This window comes from Psychrobacter muriicola 2pS (assembly GCF_904846535.1).
Lineage (GTDB): Bacteria > Pseudomonadota > Gammaproteobacteria > Pseudomonadales > Moraxellaceae > Psychrobacter > Psychrobacter aquimaris.
Genome location: NZ_CAJHBC010000004.1, coordinates 41,979 through 61,808 on the forward strand (window position 1 = coordinate 41,979; position 19,830 = coordinate 61,808).

Annotated in this window: 17 protein-coding genes; 12 read left to right on the plus strand and 5 right to left on the minus strand. The window is 43.5% G+C overall.

Going from position 1 to position 19,830, the window contains the following annotated elements; all coding sequences use genetic code 11:
* The first annotated feature begins 74 nt into the window (after window positions 1–74).
* Entirely contained in the window at window positions 75–1,202 is a 1,128-nt protein-coding gene (locus JMX93_RS07050; RefSeq protein ID WP_499204320.1) for an FUSC family protein, read from the plus strand.
* Window positions 1,203–1,269: 67 nt separating this feature from the next.
* On the opposite strand, the gene aroE is transcribed toward JMX93_RS07050, so the two are convergent.
* Window positions 1,270–2,130, minus strand: a complete 861-nt coding sequence (gene aroE / locus JMX93_RS07055; protein ID WP_499204321.1) for a shikimate dehydrogenase — start codon at window positions 2,128–2,130, stop codon at window positions 1,270–1,272.
* A gap of 402 nt (window positions 2,131–2,532) precedes the next feature.
* Between aroE and JMX93_RS07060 the strand changes: the two genes are divergently transcribed.
* Together JMX93_RS07060 and JMX93_RS07065 are read left to right on the plus strand one after the other, a co-directional pair.
* Entirely contained in the window at window positions 2,533–3,207 is a 675-nt protein-coding gene (locus JMX93_RS07060; RefSeq protein ID WP_193010965.1) for a hypothetical protein, read from the plus strand.
* Window positions 3,208–3,279: 72 nt separating this feature from the next.
* Window positions 3,280–4,197 carry an aminotransferase class IV gene (locus JMX93_RS07065; RefSeq protein ID WP_499204322.1) on the plus strand — a complete coding sequence of 306 codons (918 nt, stop codon included), beginning with the start codon at window positions 3,280–3,282 and terminating at the stop codon, window positions 4,195–4,197.
* A 58-nt stretch (window positions 4,198–4,255) separates the two neighbouring features.
* Here JMX93_RS07065 and JMX93_RS07070 read toward each other — a convergent pair whose 3' ends face one another.
* Complete coding sequence (locus JMX93_RS07070; RefSeq protein ID WP_499204323.1) at window positions 4,256–5,020, minus strand: DpnI domain-containing protein; 765 nt, start codon at window positions 5,018–5,020, stop codon at window positions 4,256–4,258.
* A gap of 167 nt (window positions 5,021–5,187) precedes the next feature.
* On the opposite strand from JMX93_RS07070, the gene mltG reads away from it, so the two are divergent.
* Both mltG and tmk read left to right on the plus strand, forming a co-directional pair.
* A complete protein-coding gene (gene mltG, locus JMX93_RS07075) occupies window positions 5,188–6,483 on the plus strand; it encodes an endolytic transglycosylase MltG (protein ID WP_499204324.1) in 1,296 nt (431 codons plus the stop codon).
* Window positions 6,484–6,580: 97 nt separating this feature from the next.
* Entirely contained in the window at window positions 6,581–7,294 is a 714-nt protein-coding gene (gene tmk, locus JMX93_RS07080; protein ID WP_499204325.1) for a dTMP kinase, read from the plus strand.
* A 154-nt stretch (window positions 7,295–7,448) separates the two neighbouring features.
* Here the strand turns inward: tmk and JMX93_RS07085 are convergent, their stop codons facing one another.
* Window positions 7,449–9,815 (minus strand): cation:proton antiporter, encoded by a 2,367-nt coding sequence (locus JMX93_RS07085; RefSeq protein WP_499204326.1) that lies wholly within the window; start codon window positions 9,813–9,815, stop codon window positions 7,449–7,451.
* A 1,004-nt stretch (window positions 9,816–10,819) separates the two neighbouring features.
* On the opposite strand from JMX93_RS07085, the gene JMX93_RS07090 reads away from it, so the two are divergent.
* The 5 genes from JMX93_RS07090 (at window position 10,820) to purC (ending at window position 16,188) form a co-directional block, all read left to right on the plus strand.
* Window positions 10,820–12,184, plus strand: coding sequence for a Do family serine endopeptidase (locus JMX93_RS07090; protein ID WP_499204457.1), 1,365 nt, complete (start codon window positions 10,820–10,822; stop codon window positions 12,182–12,184).
* A 250-nt stretch (window positions 12,185–12,434) separates the two neighbouring features.
* Window positions 12,435–13,649 carry a hypothetical protein gene (locus JMX93_RS07095; RefSeq protein ID WP_499204327.1) on the plus strand — a complete coding sequence of 405 codons (1,215 nt, stop codon included), beginning with the start codon at window positions 12,435–12,437 and terminating at the stop codon, window positions 13,647–13,649.
* A gap of 439 nt (window positions 13,650–14,088) precedes the next feature.
* Window positions 14,089–14,994, plus strand: a complete 906-nt coding sequence (dapA, locus tag JMX93_RS07100; RefSeq protein WP_443214757.1) for a 4-hydroxy-tetrahydrodipicolinate synthase — start codon at window positions 14,089–14,091, stop codon at window positions 14,992–14,994.
* A 35-nt stretch (window positions 14,995–15,029) separates the two neighbouring features.
* Complete coding sequence (locus tag JMX93_RS07105; RefSeq protein ID WP_226914216.1) at window positions 15,030–15,344, plus strand: hypothetical protein; 315 nt, start codon at window positions 15,030–15,032, stop codon at window positions 15,342–15,344.
* Between the two features lie 130 nt (window positions 15,345–15,474).
* Window positions 15,475–16,188: a phosphoribosylaminoimidazolesuccinocarboxamide synthase gene (purC, locus tag JMX93_RS07110; protein ID WP_193010975.1), complete on the plus strand. Its 714-nt coding sequence runs from the start codon at window positions 15,475–15,477 to the stop codon at window positions 16,186–16,188.
* Window positions 16,189–16,493: 305 nt separating this feature from the next.
* On the opposite strand, the gene JMX93_RS07115 is transcribed toward purC, so the two are convergent.
* Complete coding sequence (locus JMX93_RS07115; protein WP_193010976.1) at window positions 16,494–17,813, minus strand: short-chain fatty acid transporter; 1,320 nt, start codon at window positions 17,811–17,813, stop codon at window positions 16,494–16,496.
* A gap of 294 nt (window positions 17,814–18,107) precedes the next feature.
* Here JMX93_RS07115 and JMX93_RS07120 point away from each other — a divergent pair, with 294 nt between their 5' ends.
* Both JMX93_RS07120 and JMX93_RS07125 read left to right on the plus strand, forming a co-directional pair.
* A complete protein-coding gene (locus tag JMX93_RS07120; protein WP_193010977.1) occupies window positions 18,108–18,755 on the plus strand; it encodes a DNA-3-methyladenine glycosylase in 648 nt (215 codons plus the stop codon).
* 24 nt (window positions 18,756–18,779) lie between these two features.
* Complete coding sequence (locus JMX93_RS07125; protein ID WP_193010978.1) at window positions 18,780–19,091, plus strand: YqfO family protein; 312 nt, start codon at window positions 18,780–18,782, stop codon at window positions 19,089–19,091.
* 9 nt (window positions 19,092–19,100) lie between these two features.
* Here the strand turns inward: JMX93_RS07125 and JMX93_RS07130 are convergent, their stop codons facing one another.
* Window positions 19,101–19,472: a hypothetical protein gene (locus JMX93_RS07130; protein WP_193010979.1), complete on the minus strand. Its 372-nt coding sequence runs from the start codon at window positions 19,470–19,472 to the stop codon at window positions 19,101–19,103.
* Window positions 19,473–19,830: the final 358 nt, after the last annotated feature.

Here is a 19,830-nt window from a genome sequence, read left to right on the forward strand (position 1 = left end):
AAGCGCTGTTTAATGAAATTTTTTTTAGTAGAAAATAATATTTAAGTGCATTGACGAGATAAGGAAAGCCAATTATGAGTGTATCAAAGCACGAGACAAAGCGAGTATCTTGGCTGACAGCGTTATTTGCTCGCATGAAGATTTTAATTAATGGGGAGCTGGCGCATCTGTTGACAGTGAACCGTAGTAAGAGACCGTGGCACATGCCGATTATTGCCGCGATCGCCATTAGTTTCCCTGTGTTTGTGGGCGCTTATTTTGATGCTTTATCGTCAGGTATTAAAGCATCTTTGGGAGCGATGGTTATTTTAAATACACCATTAGCTGGCAAGTTGCCCTATCGCTTGGTGACGGTGATGGCATGGGGCTTTGCCATGTCGCTGTGCTTTGCGCTGGGTTTGATTGCGCAGCATGTCCCCATATTGAAATTGCCGATATTTACTTTAATGGCCTTTGGTATCATCATTCTTGGACGCTATTATCGTCAGCCGCCGCCAGCAGGATTGTTTATAATGATGGCAGGTGCGATTGCGTTATTTATACCACTGCCTTTAGAGGACGTTATGCCAGCTACGGGTCTGGTGATGCTGGGTAGTGGTTTTGCCTTGATCATGGCGCTGCTGTATTCGCTGTTTTTATTAGCGACGCGCCCGTCCAGTCCTACGCCCATTTATAGCTATGAGCCAGATACAATTAGTGAAAGTATTATTGTGGCTGGTTTTGTTAGCCTAACCTTACTCATAGCATTAACTCTGAATCTGACCAATCCATATTGGGCGGCAATTAGCTGCTTTATTATTATTCAAGGTATTCATTTACGTACTATGTGGATTAAGCAAATACATCGTTTGCTCGGCACAATATTGGGCGTAATTCTGGCGAGTTGGATGTTGTCTTGGGGGTTGTCGATATGGGGCATAGCGTTGGCAATCTTGATAATGATGCTCTGTATTGAAAATTTGGTTGATCGGCATTATGGCTTGGCAGTGATATTTATTACACCGCTGACGATATTTATTGCGGAATATGGCAGTGGTTTGCCGCTTTCTGAGCAAGCTTATTATGACGTGATTCGTGCGCGCTTGTTCGATACAGTGATTGGCTGCTTGGTTGGTTTGAGTGGCGGAGTAGTGATGCATTCAACCAATTTACGTGTACCACTAAGGCGTATGGAAAACTGGCTGCTGGCGCGCTTTGAATAAAATAAAAAGAGAGGCATTAAAGCCGCATGAGCTGAGTTCATGCGGCTTTTTCAATATAGATTTGCAGTTAACGACTGTGGAGAGTCTTGGTTGCTTGCACAACATCAATAGCGTGACCCGTCCAACGCTCAAAGCTTAGCGCTGCTTGCCCGATGAGCATGCCATAACCGTCCGAGGTCTGCGCGCCACGTGCAGAAAAATGCTGCAAAAATGGCAGCTCACGTCCATACATCATATCGTAAGCGTAGTGACCGTTTAGATTGTCGCTCAGTGGTAGCGTATCCGCTGATAAACCGATAGAGGTCGCATTGATGATGATATCAAACTGTCCGTCTAATTCAGCCGTGCGGCAAGTTTCAATCTGCTGCTCATGAATAACAGGGCTGGCCGCGCTCAGCTCATCGACGAGTGCCGTTGCTTTATTTAACGTACGATTGGCAAGAGTAAGACTGGCAATACCTGCTTCAATTAATGGCAATATCACCCCACGTGCTGCCCCGCCTGCACCAATGAGTGCTACGCGAGCATCTTTTAGTGGCCAACCCAAACTTAACATGTGATTGACCAATCCTTGTCCATCAGTATTATCGCCATACAATGCTTCGATGAGTGGCACACCACTTTGTAACAGTGTTTTATTTAGTAGCAGTGTATTGACTGCGCCTGCAACCTTGGCGTGTTCAGACAGGCCACCGCGCGCCACGCAGCAGTCATAAGCGATTTGTTTAAAAGGCACAGTCACATTGGCTCCAACACCGCCGCCCTGAAAGAATGCTTCGATAACAGCGGTAAAACTTGCTGCATCATCGGGACAATATTGACGCTGATAGCTAATCTCAATGCCCGTCTGCGCTGCAAATAACGTATGAATTTCAGGGGATTTGCTGTGGGCAATGGGATTGCCGATAACGATAAAATGCTGGGTCATAATGGATTCGCTTGCAGTAAGAGGCAAAAATTGATTAGTAGAAAGGCCTTAATAGGCAATCATCATAAGGGATAACACTATGTTTGACAAATTGGCTCTCTAACGAGTAAATACTTGAATAGGTAGGTTTTTTGATAGGTTAGGTCTTTAACAAATCTGTACTGTCTGGGAGCGTTATCCGTAACGTAAAGGGTAGTCAAGTGTTAAGCAGTTGGGTAAACTAGAGAGTATGAAAATTTTATATTGATATTTTCGGCAGTTGCATAACTATAAGGAATTGAACTGTCAAAACCCAGTGATAAGAAAGCTTATTTATAAAATATATTATCCATTATCAGCGGCCCATCTGCCTGCTCGTTAATACTATTTTGAGAATCATCTAAAAGTGTGAGTAAATTGCCCATGTTGAATAATAGCCTACAGACCCTATTGGTCGGTACGATAATGGCAGTTGGCGTGTCGCTCAGTGGCTGTGATAGCAGTAAAGACGACGCCCAAAATCAAGGTGCCAATGCAGATATGAGCGAGCAAACCGTCGCTGACAATGCTCAAGCACAGGACAGTGCTGCGACGAATGCCGATCTAGACGGCGCTACTGCTCAGCAAGGTACGCAAGTGAAATATGACGTGTCGGGATGGGGCACTAAAGATGTAGCGTCACTGAACGTCGATGATTTAGATGAGATCAAAGCGACTTTTGGTAAGGTCATGAGCACTGATGAGAACAGCCTCGACTATGCCAGTAATCCAGCCGTCAAATATCGCTTTATGGATACCGATGCGCCGTATTTGGATCTGATTGATTCTGAGAAATATCTCGAACTTGGCTGGTACTTTGCCAATCCTACCGATTCCGATAAAGAAAAGGAGATAAGCCAAAACCATGCCGAAAAAGCGCATAAGCTTGCGCGTCAACTGATGGGTGATGAGGGCGGACAACTGATTTCTGATATGCTTAGTGGTCAAATTATCAAAAATAAAGTCATCGGTGGACAAAAAATAGAACTGGCGAAATGTGAGTTCTATAGTTGTATGCTGGTCATCAATAAATCTGCTGCCCAAACAGATAATAAATAAGCTGTGCTAGCTATGATGCCGCTCAGTAATTGGCTATGTATACATCCATCAAGCACTAAAACGGTTAGCTCAGTGACAGTATCATTAGACAATCGTGGGTTGGCATATGGCGATGGCTTTTTTACCACTATGGGGGTCATCGATGGACAGATACTGTGGTTGAATCATCATCAGCAGCGCCTTATTTCCCATGCTGAAGCTTTACAACTTGAATTAGACAGTCACTCTGTATTGGCGATATTGCAGATGCATGCCGAGCAACTACAACAAGGCATGCTGAAGTTGATGGTGACTCGCGCCGTGCAAGATGTCCGTGGTTATGGCTATATGCCAACCACGTCTGGTAGTGCTTGTGAGATTTGGCTAAAATCCTCTGCGATGACCGTCACTACGACTGAGCAATTACGCTTGCCTGATGGGTGCTTAATCCCGATGCAGCCTATCAGTTCTGCCATTTGCCTATCTTCGCAGCTTGCCTGCTTACCGCCACCATTAGCAGGACTCAAAAGCCTCAATCGCCTCGACAATGTGCTGGCAAGTGGTGAGCTACAAGGTATCAAAGCTCAAGTATCGGAAGCCAAGATCAAACCAAGCATTGGCGAGGGTCTGCTACGAGATATGGGTGGTCGTTGGGTTGAAGGAACGATGAGTAATGTTTTTTATCAATTGTCTGAAGCACCGTTAGCAAAACTATCATCAGAAAAAACATCATCAGAGAAATTATCTACGCTTCCGCTTCAGCAAGACAATGCAAACTATCTAACTACTGGTCAATGGTATACACCCTCCATGGCGCAATCTGGTGTCGCTGGCGTGATGCGTCAAGTGCTTATCGATGCTTTATCCGGTATGGAACAGCCTGTCATCGTTAGGTCATTGCAAGATGAGGATCTACCGCATTTAAGCCAGCTATTCTTTTGTAATGCACTACGAGGTATCATGCCAATGAACAGCCTGACTTTATTATCGGGTGAGGTGGTGTGTTTTTAAGCGATTTAATCGTATTTAAAAAGGGCGGCCTAGAGCTGAGCGTTATAACGGAAAGCGTTTAATATAATTTACGATATTGCCCACGACCAGTAAATTGAATAATACCTCTATCGCGTAACACTTGTAGTTGCTGACGAATTTTATCTTTAACATGATTGTTTTCGGGATGTTTAAGCTTTAATAAGTCGGCAAACGCATAAACTTGATTGAGAGAAAATCTATCTTCTAGTCTATCGATACATTGCCAAACATCTAACGTCCAACCACGTGAAGTCGTAGATTGCGCGCGTAAAAACAAAGTTTTTTGAAATTGCTCGGTGACATTATCGCGTGGTATGACTTGCTCTCTTTTAATCAAAAACACCTTTCCTGATTCAGGCACTTTACGCAAATCAATATTGCAACCAACCCAACCAGCACGTCTAGCAGCGACTGATAAAGGTTTGCGCTTGATAATCATATCAGGCTTAAAAAAATGCTTAGGGATGATTAAAAAGTTATTAACTCTGTATTCTGGCGAATAGGTTAAAAAGAAAAAGCTTGGATTATTGTCGCTATTGATACGCTCAATCATGGTGTCATAAGCGCCGTCATTGATAATGTTGCTTAATTTTGCTTGCTTACTTTTTAGCTCATATTGCTCATTACAATTTGCACAATAAAAGTCAGCGACAGGCTTATTGTTAGTAAATTCTGCCAATGGCTCAGTATTGCAATTAGGGCAGTAGCTTTGCTTAGCAACCCAATCCTCACTCAACACTCTAATGATTTGACTAGGTGACTTATAATTTTTGGCAAGGTTTTGATTAAAATATAGATTCATAACCAGTTTTCGTTATTAGAGAAAAGTAAAAATACCAAAAGAAGGTAGTAATATTAGCGCATATAAGCAGGCGTAAATACCAAGATAATTGATAAGCTAAGCAAATACCATTGAAAATCGCGCGGTTCAGTGCTAAATTCTAGCAAACTTCTGCCTCGCGAGTTGCCATGAGCAAGCCTACATCTGAAACGCCTCCTGAACGTCCTAATGAAACGCCGTCGAATAGATCAGATAGCAGTGTTGAGGAGCGTGTCGATACCACGCTACCGGACGCGCAGCCAGTAGTAGACGATAGGGTAGAGGAAACGCCAGCGACAGATGTGTCACTCATCAGCGGAGATAGTAAGCCACGTACATATAAAGTGGACAACCAATCATTTTTTATGCAGCGTGGCTATCAGGTGTTGCTGGTGCTGGGGCTTATCGCTGCATTTTTCTTAGTGATGGTCTATCAGACATTGTTTGGGCGGATTGAGCAGCCAAAGCAAATGGTCACAATTGAGCAGGGTCAGAGCTATTACGGTCTACTGCCGCAGTGGCAACAGCAAATCCCGCTATTTTCTGCCACGATTGCCAAGCTTTATATGAAAACACAAGTCGATGGCCCCTTACATGCTGGTATTTATCGATTACCAGAAAACCCGACCTTTGCTGAAACGCTACAAGTGCTCACGCAAGGGGTAAAAGCATCGATGGTAAAGGTGCAAATCATCGAAGGCAAAACCTCTAAAGATTTATATCAGACTTTACGGGATAATAAAGGCATCAAAAAAGAGGTGCTGACCGACGATAGTGGCAATGATAGAGACAATGCCGGTATTGCTCAAGCGTTGGATTTGGTCGGTATATTGCCAAGTGAAGTGATCAATAGTAACGACCCTATCGTCAATCACAATCTTGAAGGCTGGTTTGCACCTGACACTTATTATTACGGTGAAGGCAGCACTGATAAGCAGGTACTGACCGATTTATATAAGCGTCAACAGCAAGTATTGACTGAAGCGTGGGAAAATCGTGCGCCCAACTTACCTTATAAGACGCCTTATGAGGCGTTAGTGATGGCCTCTATCATCGAAAAAGAAACCAGTGTGGCAGAAGAGCGTCCTTTAGTCTCTGCGGTATTTAGAAATCGCTTGGATAAAGGTATGCGGATGCAGACCGATCCGACCATCATTTATGGTATGGGCAGTCGCTATGACGGCAACATTCGCCGCAAAGACATTGATGAAAAAACGTCTTATAACACTTATCAAATTGATGGCCTACCACCAACACCTATCGCGCTACCATCGGCCGCCTCTATCGAAGCGACCTTGCATCCTGCAGATAGTGACGCATTGTACTTTGTGGCGACAGGTAATGGCGGGCACAAATTTACCAATAGCTTGGCGGCGCACAATCAAGCGGTAAAAGACTACCTAAGCGTCATGCGTCAAAAGAAATCGCAAACACCACCGCAGTAATTTAATCCTCTATCTTTTTTCAAACCTATCGTGAAATGAGCGTTATGCAACTGTCTATATAACGATATAACGCTCATCCATGACATAAGGTCATATCATGTCAGCATCTATACAAGACCACTTATCTCAAACAGTCCAGCCGAAAGCAAGTCAGCCCAAAATAATCAATGACATCGCACCCAATCGAGGGCGCTTTATCAGTTTTGAAGGTACTGAAGGCGTAGGTAAAACGACTGCCATTGAGCAGCTGTGCACACGCTTAGAAGATAAAAATATTGCGTATCTGCGTACCCGTGAGCCGGGTGGTAGCCCGTTTGCAGAACGTTTGCGCGCCATATTATTGGACCCTGCGACCGACATCAATGATGATACAGAGCTATTGCTACTATTTGCGGCGCGCTGCGATCATATGCAGCAAGTAATCTTGCCAGCGCTGCAACGCGGGACGTGGGTAATATGCGACCGTTTTATCGATTCCACCATTGCTTATCAGGGCTTCGGGCGGGCACATGGTGATGCGGTGGTACAAGTCAAAATTGAATCGCTTATCGAGCAGTTTGTGCCGCAACTACCCGAGTTGACATTGTGGCTAGATTTGCCCGTATTAGAAGGCATGGCGCGTGCCAATAAACGTAGCGCGGCCGACCGCTTTGAGCAGCAAGCGACCGAATTTTTTACTTGGGTACATAAAGGTTTTAGCGCGCTTGCGAATCAGCATCCCGAACGGATACAGCGTATTGACGCATCAGGCAGCGCCGATGAGGTGAGCGCGCGAGTATGGCAGACGGTACAAAACAGATTTGATGTTTAGTAACCGATTTTATAAAGTCATCACCTATCCAAATAAAAAGCCCCAACATTTCGTTGGGGCTTTGGTGTTTTATAAACTATTATTTTTTTATAAAGTATTAAAACAGTTGTCAAGATATTGTCAAAACTGTGTTAAATCAAAGCTGTGGCAACGATTATTTATCCTGTTTATTCACAGCTTTATTATCTGAAATTTCTTGAACATTGTCTTTGTTAATGTTGTCTTTATTAATATCGACATCAGAGCTTGCATTGGCTGTATTATCTTGACCAGAATCGGGTAGACGATTTGGATCAAGCGAGCCTTTCTTAGTTTTAGGTGCGTTGCCATTACCATTCCTACTGCTGCTGTTAGACACCTTATTCTTAGGAGTTACCTTCGAGGTCGCTGTTGAATTAGCTGACATGACGCCTTTATTAACGACGTCAATAGACTCATCTTTTGATGCTATCACTTTGTCATTTAAGGTGTCTGGTGTGGTTTTAGATTCAGCACTGCCGCTCGAATGGTTTGATACCTCGTTATCTGCATTTTGCTCAGCGATTCTCTGCTCAGCGATTCTCTGCTCAGCGATTGTTTCTTTAGCGCTGTCGCTATCAATGGTTTGCGCTGTTGCATCAGCACTATCATCGCTCAGCTCTTTTTCTTTACGCTTTTCAGGCGCTTTTGAGCTGGACTCAAAGCTGGCATCAGCAGCCATGCGCGCTTGCTCTTGTTTAGGTGTCACGTCGACAGGTTTTGGCTGTACTTCATCTTCCACCACCAGTGAGATGAGCTTGCGATCACGTGGTACGATACCATCAAACTTATCGGTAATGACGTGCAGCTTGCCTTCTTTGTCGATTGTATACAGCGGCACGAATTGCTTATTGTCAGCTTTGTATTGCTCAAAGCTGTAGCTGTCGGTGATGTTGGTAATCTTGATACGGGCTTTTTTCGATAGCATGCTGGCAAGTTTGGTATAGGTGACGTCTTTACCAAACAACCACTGCGAGTGGAAGTTTCCTTGCTTATCATCGCGCTCGCTTTTGACCTTTTCGTCGCTGAATTTGAGACGGTACAATTTGCGCTCACCAAATTCATGACGATAATGAATTTCAGATAAGGTATTCATCTCTTTGTCCATACTCATGGCAAACAGACGACCGATACCAATCAAGTCAAGATGATGATCGGCGTGATCAGAGATAGGATTGCCAAAATAAGTGCGCAGACCACTCATGCGTGCGCGGGCAATATTGGTGTAGTTATTGTGTGCGACAATGACATCAAAGCCCTGATCTTTTAGAGAAGTTGCTATCAACAGCGCAATGGGATTTGAGCCGACGATCAAGATACCATTGGTCTCAGGTTCACGGACGCCAAGCAAGTTGCCGACTATTTTTGCCCCCAAGCCCTGAATCATAACCGTGCCAATAATGACCATGAATACTAAGGGCACAAGCAGTTCAACACCTTGAATATCATACTCTTGCAGACGAATAGCAAACAGTGATGAGATAGCTGCAGCGACGATACCACGTGGCCCAATCCAACTAATCATCAGCTTTTCATTGGTCTTTAAGTTTGAGCCAATAGCCGATGCCCAAACGGATAATGGTCGTGCCACAAACATCACGATAGCAAGTAACACCAGACCGGCAAAACCAACGCTAAGTAAGCTTTCCAGCTCTACACGTGCTGCAAGGATGATAAACAGCACAGAGATAAGAAGGATGGTTAAAGATTCATTAAACTCTAAAATCGTGTCGCGTGGGAATTTTGGCCAATTCGCCAATGCCACACCCAATACGGTGACTGTCAATAGCCCAGACTCATGCTCTAAATGGTTCGATACTGAAAATAACACCAAGACAAAGGCAAGCGTAAAGACATTGCGTAAAAACTCAGGAATCATATGCCGACGCATCAGGAAGGCAAGCAGCCAAGCGCCTGCCATACCAAGCGCTGTCGCTAATACTACGATTTTGGCAAACAATAAGATACTACTGGCTTCGCCGCCAGAGATGATATATTCATAGACCAAAACCACGGCAATAGCGCCGATTGGGTCAATGATGATACCTTCCCATTTAAGGATATTAGAGATTGTCTTATTGGGGCGCACACTACGTAATAGCGGCATAATGACCGTTGGACCCGTGACGCACACTAGCGCACCGAACAGCAAAGCAATCAGTGGATCGACATCGAATAAGAGATAAGTCGATAACGCCACGATAGCAATGGTGATAAGTACACCGACCGACACCAGCATTTGTACCACGGTACCATGCTGTTTAATCTCATCAAACTCTAATGTCAGCGAGCCTTCAAATAGGATGATCGCCACGCCCAAAGAGATGAAGGGGAACATCAGCTCCCCGAGCACCAAGTCAGGATCGAAAACACCGAGCACTGGGCCCACAATAATGCCAATCAGTAACAAAAATAAAATGGACGGTTGCTTCAAATACCAAGCCAACCATTGGGCGGCGATGCCAATCCCAACCACGCCAGATAATAATAGGGCGGTATCCATAAATTGATCCTTTTATAATCTTGTCGTATTTTATAGCTATCAACCGCTTTTTCAGAGTAACGGCTGCCAGAGTATAGTAATAAGTTGACGCTACTCTCTATAGAGAAAAATCTCTATAGAACGTGAGCGACGACAATGGTATCCATCATGAATCACAACATGAGCCAGATATGATATAACTACGATAGAGTAGTAAAGACAAAAGCATTTCTAGAAAAAATCGTCAATCTCATATAAATCGTATATGGCGTCAAGCTCGCTCAGCCTATTATTGATAGTACTGTCACGCGCCTTTTCTGTATTCAATTATCTTGAATCGACCATAGCACTATTCTAGTTATGCAAAAGATGAAAAATAAGGGTGATAATAGCCAGCTTTACAAAGTAATAGTCAATAATGATTAATTATAGACTTTAGTTTGCTTTTAAAGTTATTTGGCTTGCTATCATAACATGCTTTTATTTCATGCTGAGCAAGGCTGCATTTACCACGATATCAGTGGGCAGTGGTAAAAATATACAATAAATGGGTCAAATAACCGCGCCTTAGGTTATCCTGCATGATCGAAATAATGACAAAACAGCACGATGACTTATCATACAGTAGCCGCCTTTATCATGCACGTAGCGAGGATCACCATTATTTTGGGGTTTTTGTAGAAGGAAAGGCGAATGGGCGATGGTATAAGGGTATAAAAAACAGTAATCTAATAAATGACTAGATAGTGACTAAAAAGGTTGGCAAGCATAACAGCAAGTGCCGATGCAAAGTCTGTCATATACGGATGTGGATGAATATTCCATTGACCTATCGCTATGCAAGTGTCATTGGTTAAGATTAAGACATCGTATACACGTTACTAGCCAAAACCTAACTATTAAAAATAACAACGATTACTTATATGGAGGACAACATGCCTATCAATATGCTTACAGTGCAATCTAAGTTTCGTGTGCCGCATTGGTTAAAACATAGTGCGCTGGCGATTGCTATCAGTACCTCGATGGTTACTGGCGTCACTGCCATAGCCATGACGAGCGCTCAAGCTGCTGTCACTACGGCAGATTTTTCTGACTTGGTACAGCAGGTCACCCCAGCCGTTGCCCGTGTGAATGTCACCAAAACCGTCAGCGAGGCTGAGCTTGCCAAAGCCCAAACAGCCGAATTGTTACGGCAGTTCTTTGGTGATCGTTTACGTATTCCTGATCAGGCCGCCACGCCAGCGATTGAGCATGCTTATGGCACGGCCTTTTTTGTCACAGCCGACGGTTATATGCTGACCAATCATCATGTGGTGGAGGGCGCTGATAAAATCACTGTCACTCTTAACGATAGAAGGGAGCTTGATGCAACCTTGGTTGGTAGTGATGAGCGCTCTGATGTGGCGGTACTAAAAGTCTCGGGTAACCAATTTCCCGCTTTGCCTATCGGCGACTCGAATGCTTTGAAAGTAGGGGAACCAGTACTAGCCATCGGCTCGCCATTTGGTTTTGATTACTCAGCATCGGCGGGCATTGTCAGTGCTAAGTCACGTAGTTTTTCACGTGATACCAGCGTGCCATTTATCCAAACAGACGTGGCATTGAACCCTGGTAACTCAGGCGGTCCGCTATTTAACCAGCGTGGTGAAGTGATTGGTATTAATTCGCGTATTTTTAGTGGTACTGGCGGTTATATGGGTCTGTCATTTTCCATTCCGATTGATGCAGCGATGGATATTTACGAGCAGCTAAAGACCGATGGCGAAGTGGTACGTGCTTATTTAGGTATTTATCCGCAAGACATCGATCGAAATTTAGCGGAAGCTTATAATCTAGATCGTCCTCAAGGTGCACTATTGACCAGGGTATCACCAGACTCACCTGCACAAAAAGCTGGTCTAAAACCTGGCGATATCATTTTGCAATATAATGAGGTGCAAATTATGCGCGCCTCAGATTTATTAAACCTGCTCAATCGTGCCAAACCGAGCGATAGCTTCCGCGTACAGATTCAGCGTAATGGTCAGCAGATGACCATCAGCGGCAAGCTTACTTATGCGCCTAATGATGTGAGAGCACAAGGCGGCGATCAGCAGAATGATGAGGTGCAGTTAGGCTTGCGTTTACGTAACTTGACTGCCGATGAGCAAGCAGAAATCGCCGTGGACAATAAAACTGGCATCCTAGTGACCACGGTTGATCCCACTGGTTTAGCAGCGCGCTCAGGTATCTTGGCAGGTGATGTGATTACCAATTTTCACCAAAAGCCGATTAAAAAGGTCACGGATTTTTCAAGTGCTATCTCATCATTGCCCAAAAAGGGTGTAGTGACCATTGAAATTATCCGCCAAGGTATCCCCGCGATCATTGGGTTACGTATTGAATAAGTATGGATAGATAGAGTGATAGGGAGAATCGGAGCGGCAATTGAGCATGACATAACAGGCGCGTCAATAATTCTACTTGTCTATGATAGAGCTCGACCCCTATAATGGCTGATTTTTTTATCCAATGACTCAAAACGCTCCAACACTGTCATTAACTTATACATTGAGCGATTTATTTATTGCTTTATACGTTCTAATATAGGGTAAGCCGTTTGATAGGCTCATACTCTTCCGTAACCATCAGGTAATTATGACTGACCATGCTCTTTATATCCTAAGTATCTCTACGGCAGCAGCATTGCTTGCATATATTATACTGTGGTCAGGATTACAAACGTTCAATGCCAATCCTACCAAACGGTTTATGCGTATTTGGTTTAAGTTGGCACTATATTATGCCGCTTATACTATGCCCGTTTGGGCTTTACTGTTGGTGATAGGTTGGTTGCAAGAAGTGTTGCCGATACTGGCACAGCTATCATTGACACCAGTGCTAGTGGCTATATTTGCAATGGGGTTATATTTTTATACCGTGGTGGTACAACCCAATCGTTTACGCTTAGATCATCATGCAATCGACTTAGATTTATCCACACCGCTGACGGTTGCTGTACTGGCTGATTTACGCATTGGATTGTATAGCGGCAAGCCGCGCCATATCCGTAAATTGGTTGCTACCCTTAATGCGTTACCCGCAGACGCTGTGCTGATTACGGGCGACTGGTTATATTATCCAAGTGCAGACTTGGTGGGTCAGCTCATGTTGTTTAAAGGGGTTAATAAGCCTATTTATACAGTGATGAGTACCTCAGACTTGCGTTATCAATCGATCAACACGACCAAGCAAGGACAGCCACTATTAGAAGATACGTTGTCCAGTGCCTTTGATGTACTCGATATCAGCTATATCGGTCAGCAGTGTACGTCGCTGCCACTCAAATGTACTGGGGCTACTAATGCGCTTTCAGTAACGTCCGATGCAAGCTCAAGCTATCCTAAAAATAATAAAGAGTGCTTTAGACAGCAAAGTTTGGAAGACAGTCCAACCATTGCTGTGCTTTGCGGCTGGCAAGATGTCCCTAAACAACTTGCTGATATTGAAGATGCAAATGCGTCTGATAAAGTAGCGCTTGGTGCTGAAATTGCTAATGCCACTAAGCCCGTCATCATCTTGGCTTCACGATTTGATAGTATTAGCGATTTGCCAAAATCCTTACAACCACGACCACTATTGATTACTGGTGCGGCAAAAGCGATTCAAAAAAATATATGGTTGGCACAAAAACAAAAAAATATCGAGCGTAGTAGCGAGCAGTCAACTCTGTTAAATAATAGCCGCATGGGTAAGCAGCAGGGTTTATACCAACATGGCAGTGCACAAATCTTTGTCAGTAGCGGTATTGGTACACGAGGGCTGCCTTTTCGCTTGTATCGCCCCACTATCGATGTGTTGACGATTCGTTAATACGACTCAAAAGACTTATCAGCGCTGATTCATTACGCTAAACTAAGAGTTGAGTAATAAGGCTATTGGTTTATCGGTTTTGATAGCATATCATCAATTCAATTGATTGAACGTTAATTGATTGATAGCGGTCAAATCAAAATATGCTACACTAGCAGGCGTTTTTATTATTCTATTTTTAGTGCTTAATAAGCGTTGTCGGCCATTGGCAAAAATAAGGTTAAGACGACTTTGAGCATCTACATTGCGACCGCTTTTATCATAGAAAAATATTGATAATAAAAAAATACTCAGCATTAATATCAAGCAAGATATTGCCAATGGTGCCTATGAATGTACACAGTATGAGTGCAGACGTAGACATAATAATTGACACTTGCAAACGACCTATCATGTGACAGCTTTGAAAAAAGCTAGGATAATACAGTAAGGCACGGTTATGAGCACAGCATACGACGAGATCAAAACCCGACTACAAGGCTCAATGGTAGCCTTGGTAACGCCCATGCATCCTGACGGCACGGTTGATTATAAACGTCTGGCGGATCTCATAGATTGGCAGATTGAGCAAGGCACGCATTGTCTCGTTGCCGTTGGTACTACTGGCGAGTCAGCGACATTGTCTATGCAAGAGCACAGCGATGTCATTCGCTACTTTGTTCAGCACGTCAAAGGTCGTGTACCAGTGATTGCTGGAACAGGTGCCAATAACACGATGGAAGCCATTAAGCTGACCCAAGATGCTGCCGATGCTGGTGCAGATTGTGCTTTATTGGTTGCGCCTTATTATAACAAACCGCCACAAGAAGGCTTGTACCAACATTATAAGGCTATCGCGAGCGCGGTGAATATCCCTCAGATGCTCTATAATGTGCCAGGACGTACGGTCGTTGATATTGCACAAGAGACGGTAGAACGTTTGGCTGATATCGATAATATCGTCGCGATTAAAGATGCCACAGGCTCTATCGCTCGCGGTGAGCAATTGATCAAAGCAGTTGGCGATAGAATCGTCGTGCTATCTGGTGATGACGGTACGGCGCTTGATTTGATGCAATTCGGTGGTAAAGGTAATATCTCAGTCACTGCCAACGTCGCCCCAAAAGCGATGAGCGAGACTTTTACAGCGGCGCTTCGTGGTGATTTTGACGCGGCTCATAAAGTCCATGATGTGGTCAAGCATTTACACCGTGACTTGTTCATTGAGTCAAGTCCTATCCCAGCCAAATATGCGCTTCATAAAATGGGTATGATAGATACCGGAATTCGTCTGCCTTTGGTATGGTTGGCTGAACAACATCATGCCACTATTGATGAAGCCTTGGTGCGTGCGAACTTATTATAAAATGATGCGTATAAATGCTAACTCAGAGAGATAATATGATGAAAACATCATCACCGACTGCAAAAATATTCCCTGCAATGCTGACCTTAATATTGGGAAGCACCTTGGTACTGAGCGGTTGCCAAAGTGTCAAAAACTTACTCGGTAAGCGTGACAATGGTAGCTTAGAGTATCAGCAAAGCAAAAAGCTTGTGCCAATAGAGTTGCCCGCTAACAAAGAGCCAGCTCCTTTTGTACCTTTATATGCAACCCCTAATGCGGGTGCAAATACGCTGAAACTACAGAACGAATCAGGTAATCAGTACCAGCTACCGAAGCCTGAGCGTGCTGTTAGTAGTCCTTCGAATTAAACCTATTTCCTTATTTGTACCGCTGATATTTTACAGTGATTAATGTAAATATTATTAATTCTGTCATACAAAAGTCAGCGGTCGCTGCGCGTTTTTACCACATAAGCTTGAACGAACAGGAACTCCCATAATGCAAAAGCAACAACTGCTGTATAAAGGCAAAGCCAAATCTGTCTATGAAACAGAAGACAACGACCTGCTGATCTTACATTTCCGCGATGATACCTCAGCGCTTGATGGAAAACGTATTGAGCAATTAGCACGCAAAGGCGTCGTCAATAATCGTTTTAATGCTTTCATCATGCAAAAACTGGCTGATGCTGGTATCGAAACGCATTTTGAAAAGCAATTATCTGAAGATGAAGTATTGGTCAAGCGTTTAGAGATGATTCCAGTTGAGTGCGTGGTTCGTAACTTTGCTGCGGGCAGCTTGGTGCGTCGCTTAGGCTTAGAAGAAGGGCAAGCGTTGACGCCACCTACTTATGAGTTGTTTTATAAAGATGATGCGCTGGGTGATCCGATGGTGAATGAGTCGCTTGCTGTGTCTCTTGGCTGGGCCACCAAAGAGCAGTTGGCTAAGATGGAAGAATTGACTCATCAAGTTAACGATGTATTAAAAGCTTTGTTTGATGCGGGTGATTTGATACTGGTCGATTTCAAACTAGAGTTTGGGGTGTTCCATGACCGTATCGTCTTAGGAGATGAGTTCTCACCAGATGGTTGCCGTATTTGGGACAAGACGACCAAGAAGAAGCTGGACAAAGACCGCTTCCGCCAATCATTAGGCGATGTCATCGAAGCTTATGAAGAAGTGGCTAACCGTATTGGTGTGCCATTAAGCTAGATATTTGATTGGCACTGCATTGCAGGTCAATTTCTATTGTAAAACAAAAAACTGAGCCACGCGCTCAGTTTTTTTGTGATTCTAAAGGGGTTTTAGTGTTTATCTTACGACTACTAATATAAAGGTTCTGGCCTAAAGATAGTCATTATTATCAAATATGGTTTTCTGAATAGCTCTTTACCAAAGCAGTTTCCAAAGTAACCAAAGCGATTGATAGCTCCACTGCTATTTGATTCACTCTATTGTTTCTAAAGTTAAAAATAACCTTATCGTTAAGACAGGTAAGGTTAGAGTTCTAGAGTTTATTATAAAAACAATAGTCCTAAACCAATCACAACACCACTGACAATCAGCACGATGACACAAAAGCCCATGATATCTTTGGCTTTTAGACCTGCGATCGCCAGTGCTGGTAATGCCCAAAATGGCTGAATCATATTTGTCCAAGCATCACCCCATGCCACAGCCATAGCAACTCGCGACGGATCACTACCCAACATTTCCGCCGCTTCTAACATAATCGGCGCTTGTACTGCCCATTGTCCACCACCTGAAGGAACGAAAAAGTTGACGAGTCCTGCACTGAGGAAAGCAAAAAGTGGTAGCGTCTCCGTTGTTGAAACGTTGACAAATGCTTCTGACATCACACCTGCCAACCCCGAAGCTGTCATCATTCCCATAATGCCTGCATAAAAGGGAAATTGGACGATGATAGCACCTGCACCTTTAACCGCTTCTTGAACCGCAATCAAATACTTGCGAGGTGTACCGTGAAATATAATACCAAGAAACAAGAACATAAAGTTAACCAAGTCGAGCGTTAGAGCAAAACCGTTCTGTGCGAAATAATACACGATAAAGGCGATGCCCAATACGCCAATGACCATTGATAAAATCCAGCTGTTTTCTAAACGTTCTGCTGGTGTCATATCCGATTTGGCTGGAAGTTCCTCAGGGATAGGATCTACTAGAAGTTTTGGATCTACCGTAATAGTATCTTCTTTTTTTGGCATCATCAGACGGTTTAATAAAGGGACGATAATCACCAATGCTGCAACGATAATTAGGTTATAGCTAGCAAAGATGGTTGCACTTGTTGGAATAACACCGATTTTATCAACGAAGGGATGGCCTGCTGTTGCAATGGATAATGGAATCGACCCAGAGAATCCGGCATGCCAAATAATAAATCCAGAATAGGCGCTGGCAATCAATAAACGGTAATCAACATTTTCGACACGCTTCGCCAATTCTTTGGCAAATAATGCCCCAATGACCAAGCCAAATCCCCAATTAATCCAGCTTGCTGCAAGCGATACTAAGGTGACCAGTATAATCGCACTACCTGGCGAGCTTGCAAAACTGGCAAGTTTACCCAATCCTTTTTTGAATATGGGGCTGCTTGCCAATACAAAGCCAGTTACTAACACCAAAACCATTTGCATTGAGAATGCTAGCAAAGCCCAGAAGCCTTCGCCCCAAAACGCCACCATCTGTACCGGTGAAGAGTCGGTTAAACCTAAGCCCATTACAAAAATAACCAAGGTTAAAATAATGACGAACAGAAATGGATCTGGTAAATATTTTTCCATCAAGCTATTCGAGAAGCGTGTAATCCCTTTCATTTTTTGACTTCCTTTTTGTCTAAGTTTACGTTTCATTCCTCATTCCAATGTTACCTCATTCTTACTTTTTTATGCTTATTCATTCAGCAGAAATCATCTTTTTTAATGCTATACCGACCTTGCAAGGTTTGTTTGAACATTCCTTAAACACTGTGCGCCATATCTTGCTTTATTTTTATGCTAACTTATTAGGGTATGTGGAACAGTCACCAATCGGTACTGTCAGTGCCATAGTCAAATATTACACACGCCCTAATTATTCAATAATATAAAAAGTATAAAAGGTCATTACTAATGTCAACGCCTGAAACTTCCACGACGCAGCCTACTATTTTAGAGCCATCATGGTTTACTCGTCCTACTTGTGTAGTGGCTGCTGACTTGGTTGGTAAGGTATTGTGCCGTCAGCTTACAGACAGTGATGGTGTGCAAAAAACGCTACGCATGCGCATCTCTGAGACTGAAGCTTATATCGGTGAGGGCGATCCTGCCTGTCATTCACATGCTGGTAGCCGAACGCCGCGCACTGAAATCATGTATGAGCAAGGTGGCATTTTTTATGTGTATTTGACTTATGGTGTCCATCATATGCTCAATTTAATCAGTGGTTCTATAGACTCGCCTGAGTCGGTACTGATACGTGCTGGGTTTTTGGCAGAGGGTAGTGATCGCCTGCGAGAGGAGCAATTGCTGAGCTTAGACCAACAACTTATTCATCCTAAGCAGTTTGCTGGTCCTGGTAAGCTGACCAAGCGTTTACAAATCGAGCGTGACTTGTATGGCAAATCTATTCATCCAGTGTCTGCCGTTTGGGTAGAAGAGGATGGTTGCAAGCCACCAGTATCGCTGCGTCCGCGTATTGGTATTGATTACGCAGGCGAGGCAAAAGAGTGGTTATTGCGTTATGTGTGGACAGATCATCCGTCGCTATCTAAGAAGTAAAGACAACCAAAAAAAGGACACGTTATGTATAAACTTACCGTTTTTATTCCAAATGCAGCGTTAGAGCCAGTAAAGTTAGCTTTATTTGCAGCGGGCGCTGGGACGCTTGGCAATTATGAACAGTGTTGTTGGCAAGTGCAGGGAACAGGGCAGTTTATGCCACTGGTAGGCAGTAACCCAAATATTGGAGCGCATGATAAACTTGAAACCGTTGAGGAATGGCGGGTAGAAATGGTGGTGGCTGATGCTGATATTAAGCAAGTTATCGAGGCGTTAAAGCAGGCGCATCCTTATGAAACGCCTGCCTATGATGTGATTGAGCTGCTAACCTTTTAGGCCAAGCTATCAGTCTTTTTTAATTTTAATCACGTTATAGCTCGGATAGCCAAGCTCGATTTTGTAATCTTCACCGCCGCGACGGGCTTTTACTTTTATTTTACTGTCACCTTTTTTGTATTTGACGTCTTTGACCTGATAACCCATATTGCTGACTTTATTAGCGGCTCTTTGCTCAATAGCAGGCTGATAAAGCTCTTTATCAATAGAGTTGATAGTCTTCTTATGCTTTTTGTAGACCTTACTGTCTTTATAAATGTCCTCATAAAGGTCGCCGTATGCATTATACCCCGGTGCGGTGACACAGCCAGTCGTTATGGTCAGTAGCGCTGCAATGAGACTGGTTGCAGCGGTGGTTTTTAATAAATGATGTTTTTTCATAATATCCTCTTATGATGTTAACGGCATCGGCAACTATGCCATACTAAATCATGCTATAAAAAGTCATGCTATAAAAAGTCATGCTATAAAAAGTCATGCTATAAAAAGTCATGCTATAAAAAGTCATGCTATAAAAAATGGTCAAATAAACCAAGGGCTGGCTTATTTGACCAAAGGCATCAAGTAGTCAACGATGCCAAAAAACTTAGTGGTACGTACTCAAAGGAAATTTAAGCAATCATTAGGTACAAGTAAGTACTAAGTACAAGCAATTTCCATCAATTCTAAGATAATTAAAAGCCGTATGCTGTTAGTAGAAGTGATATGCAGAGCTACTCTCTAAACGTGTAGCCGATAG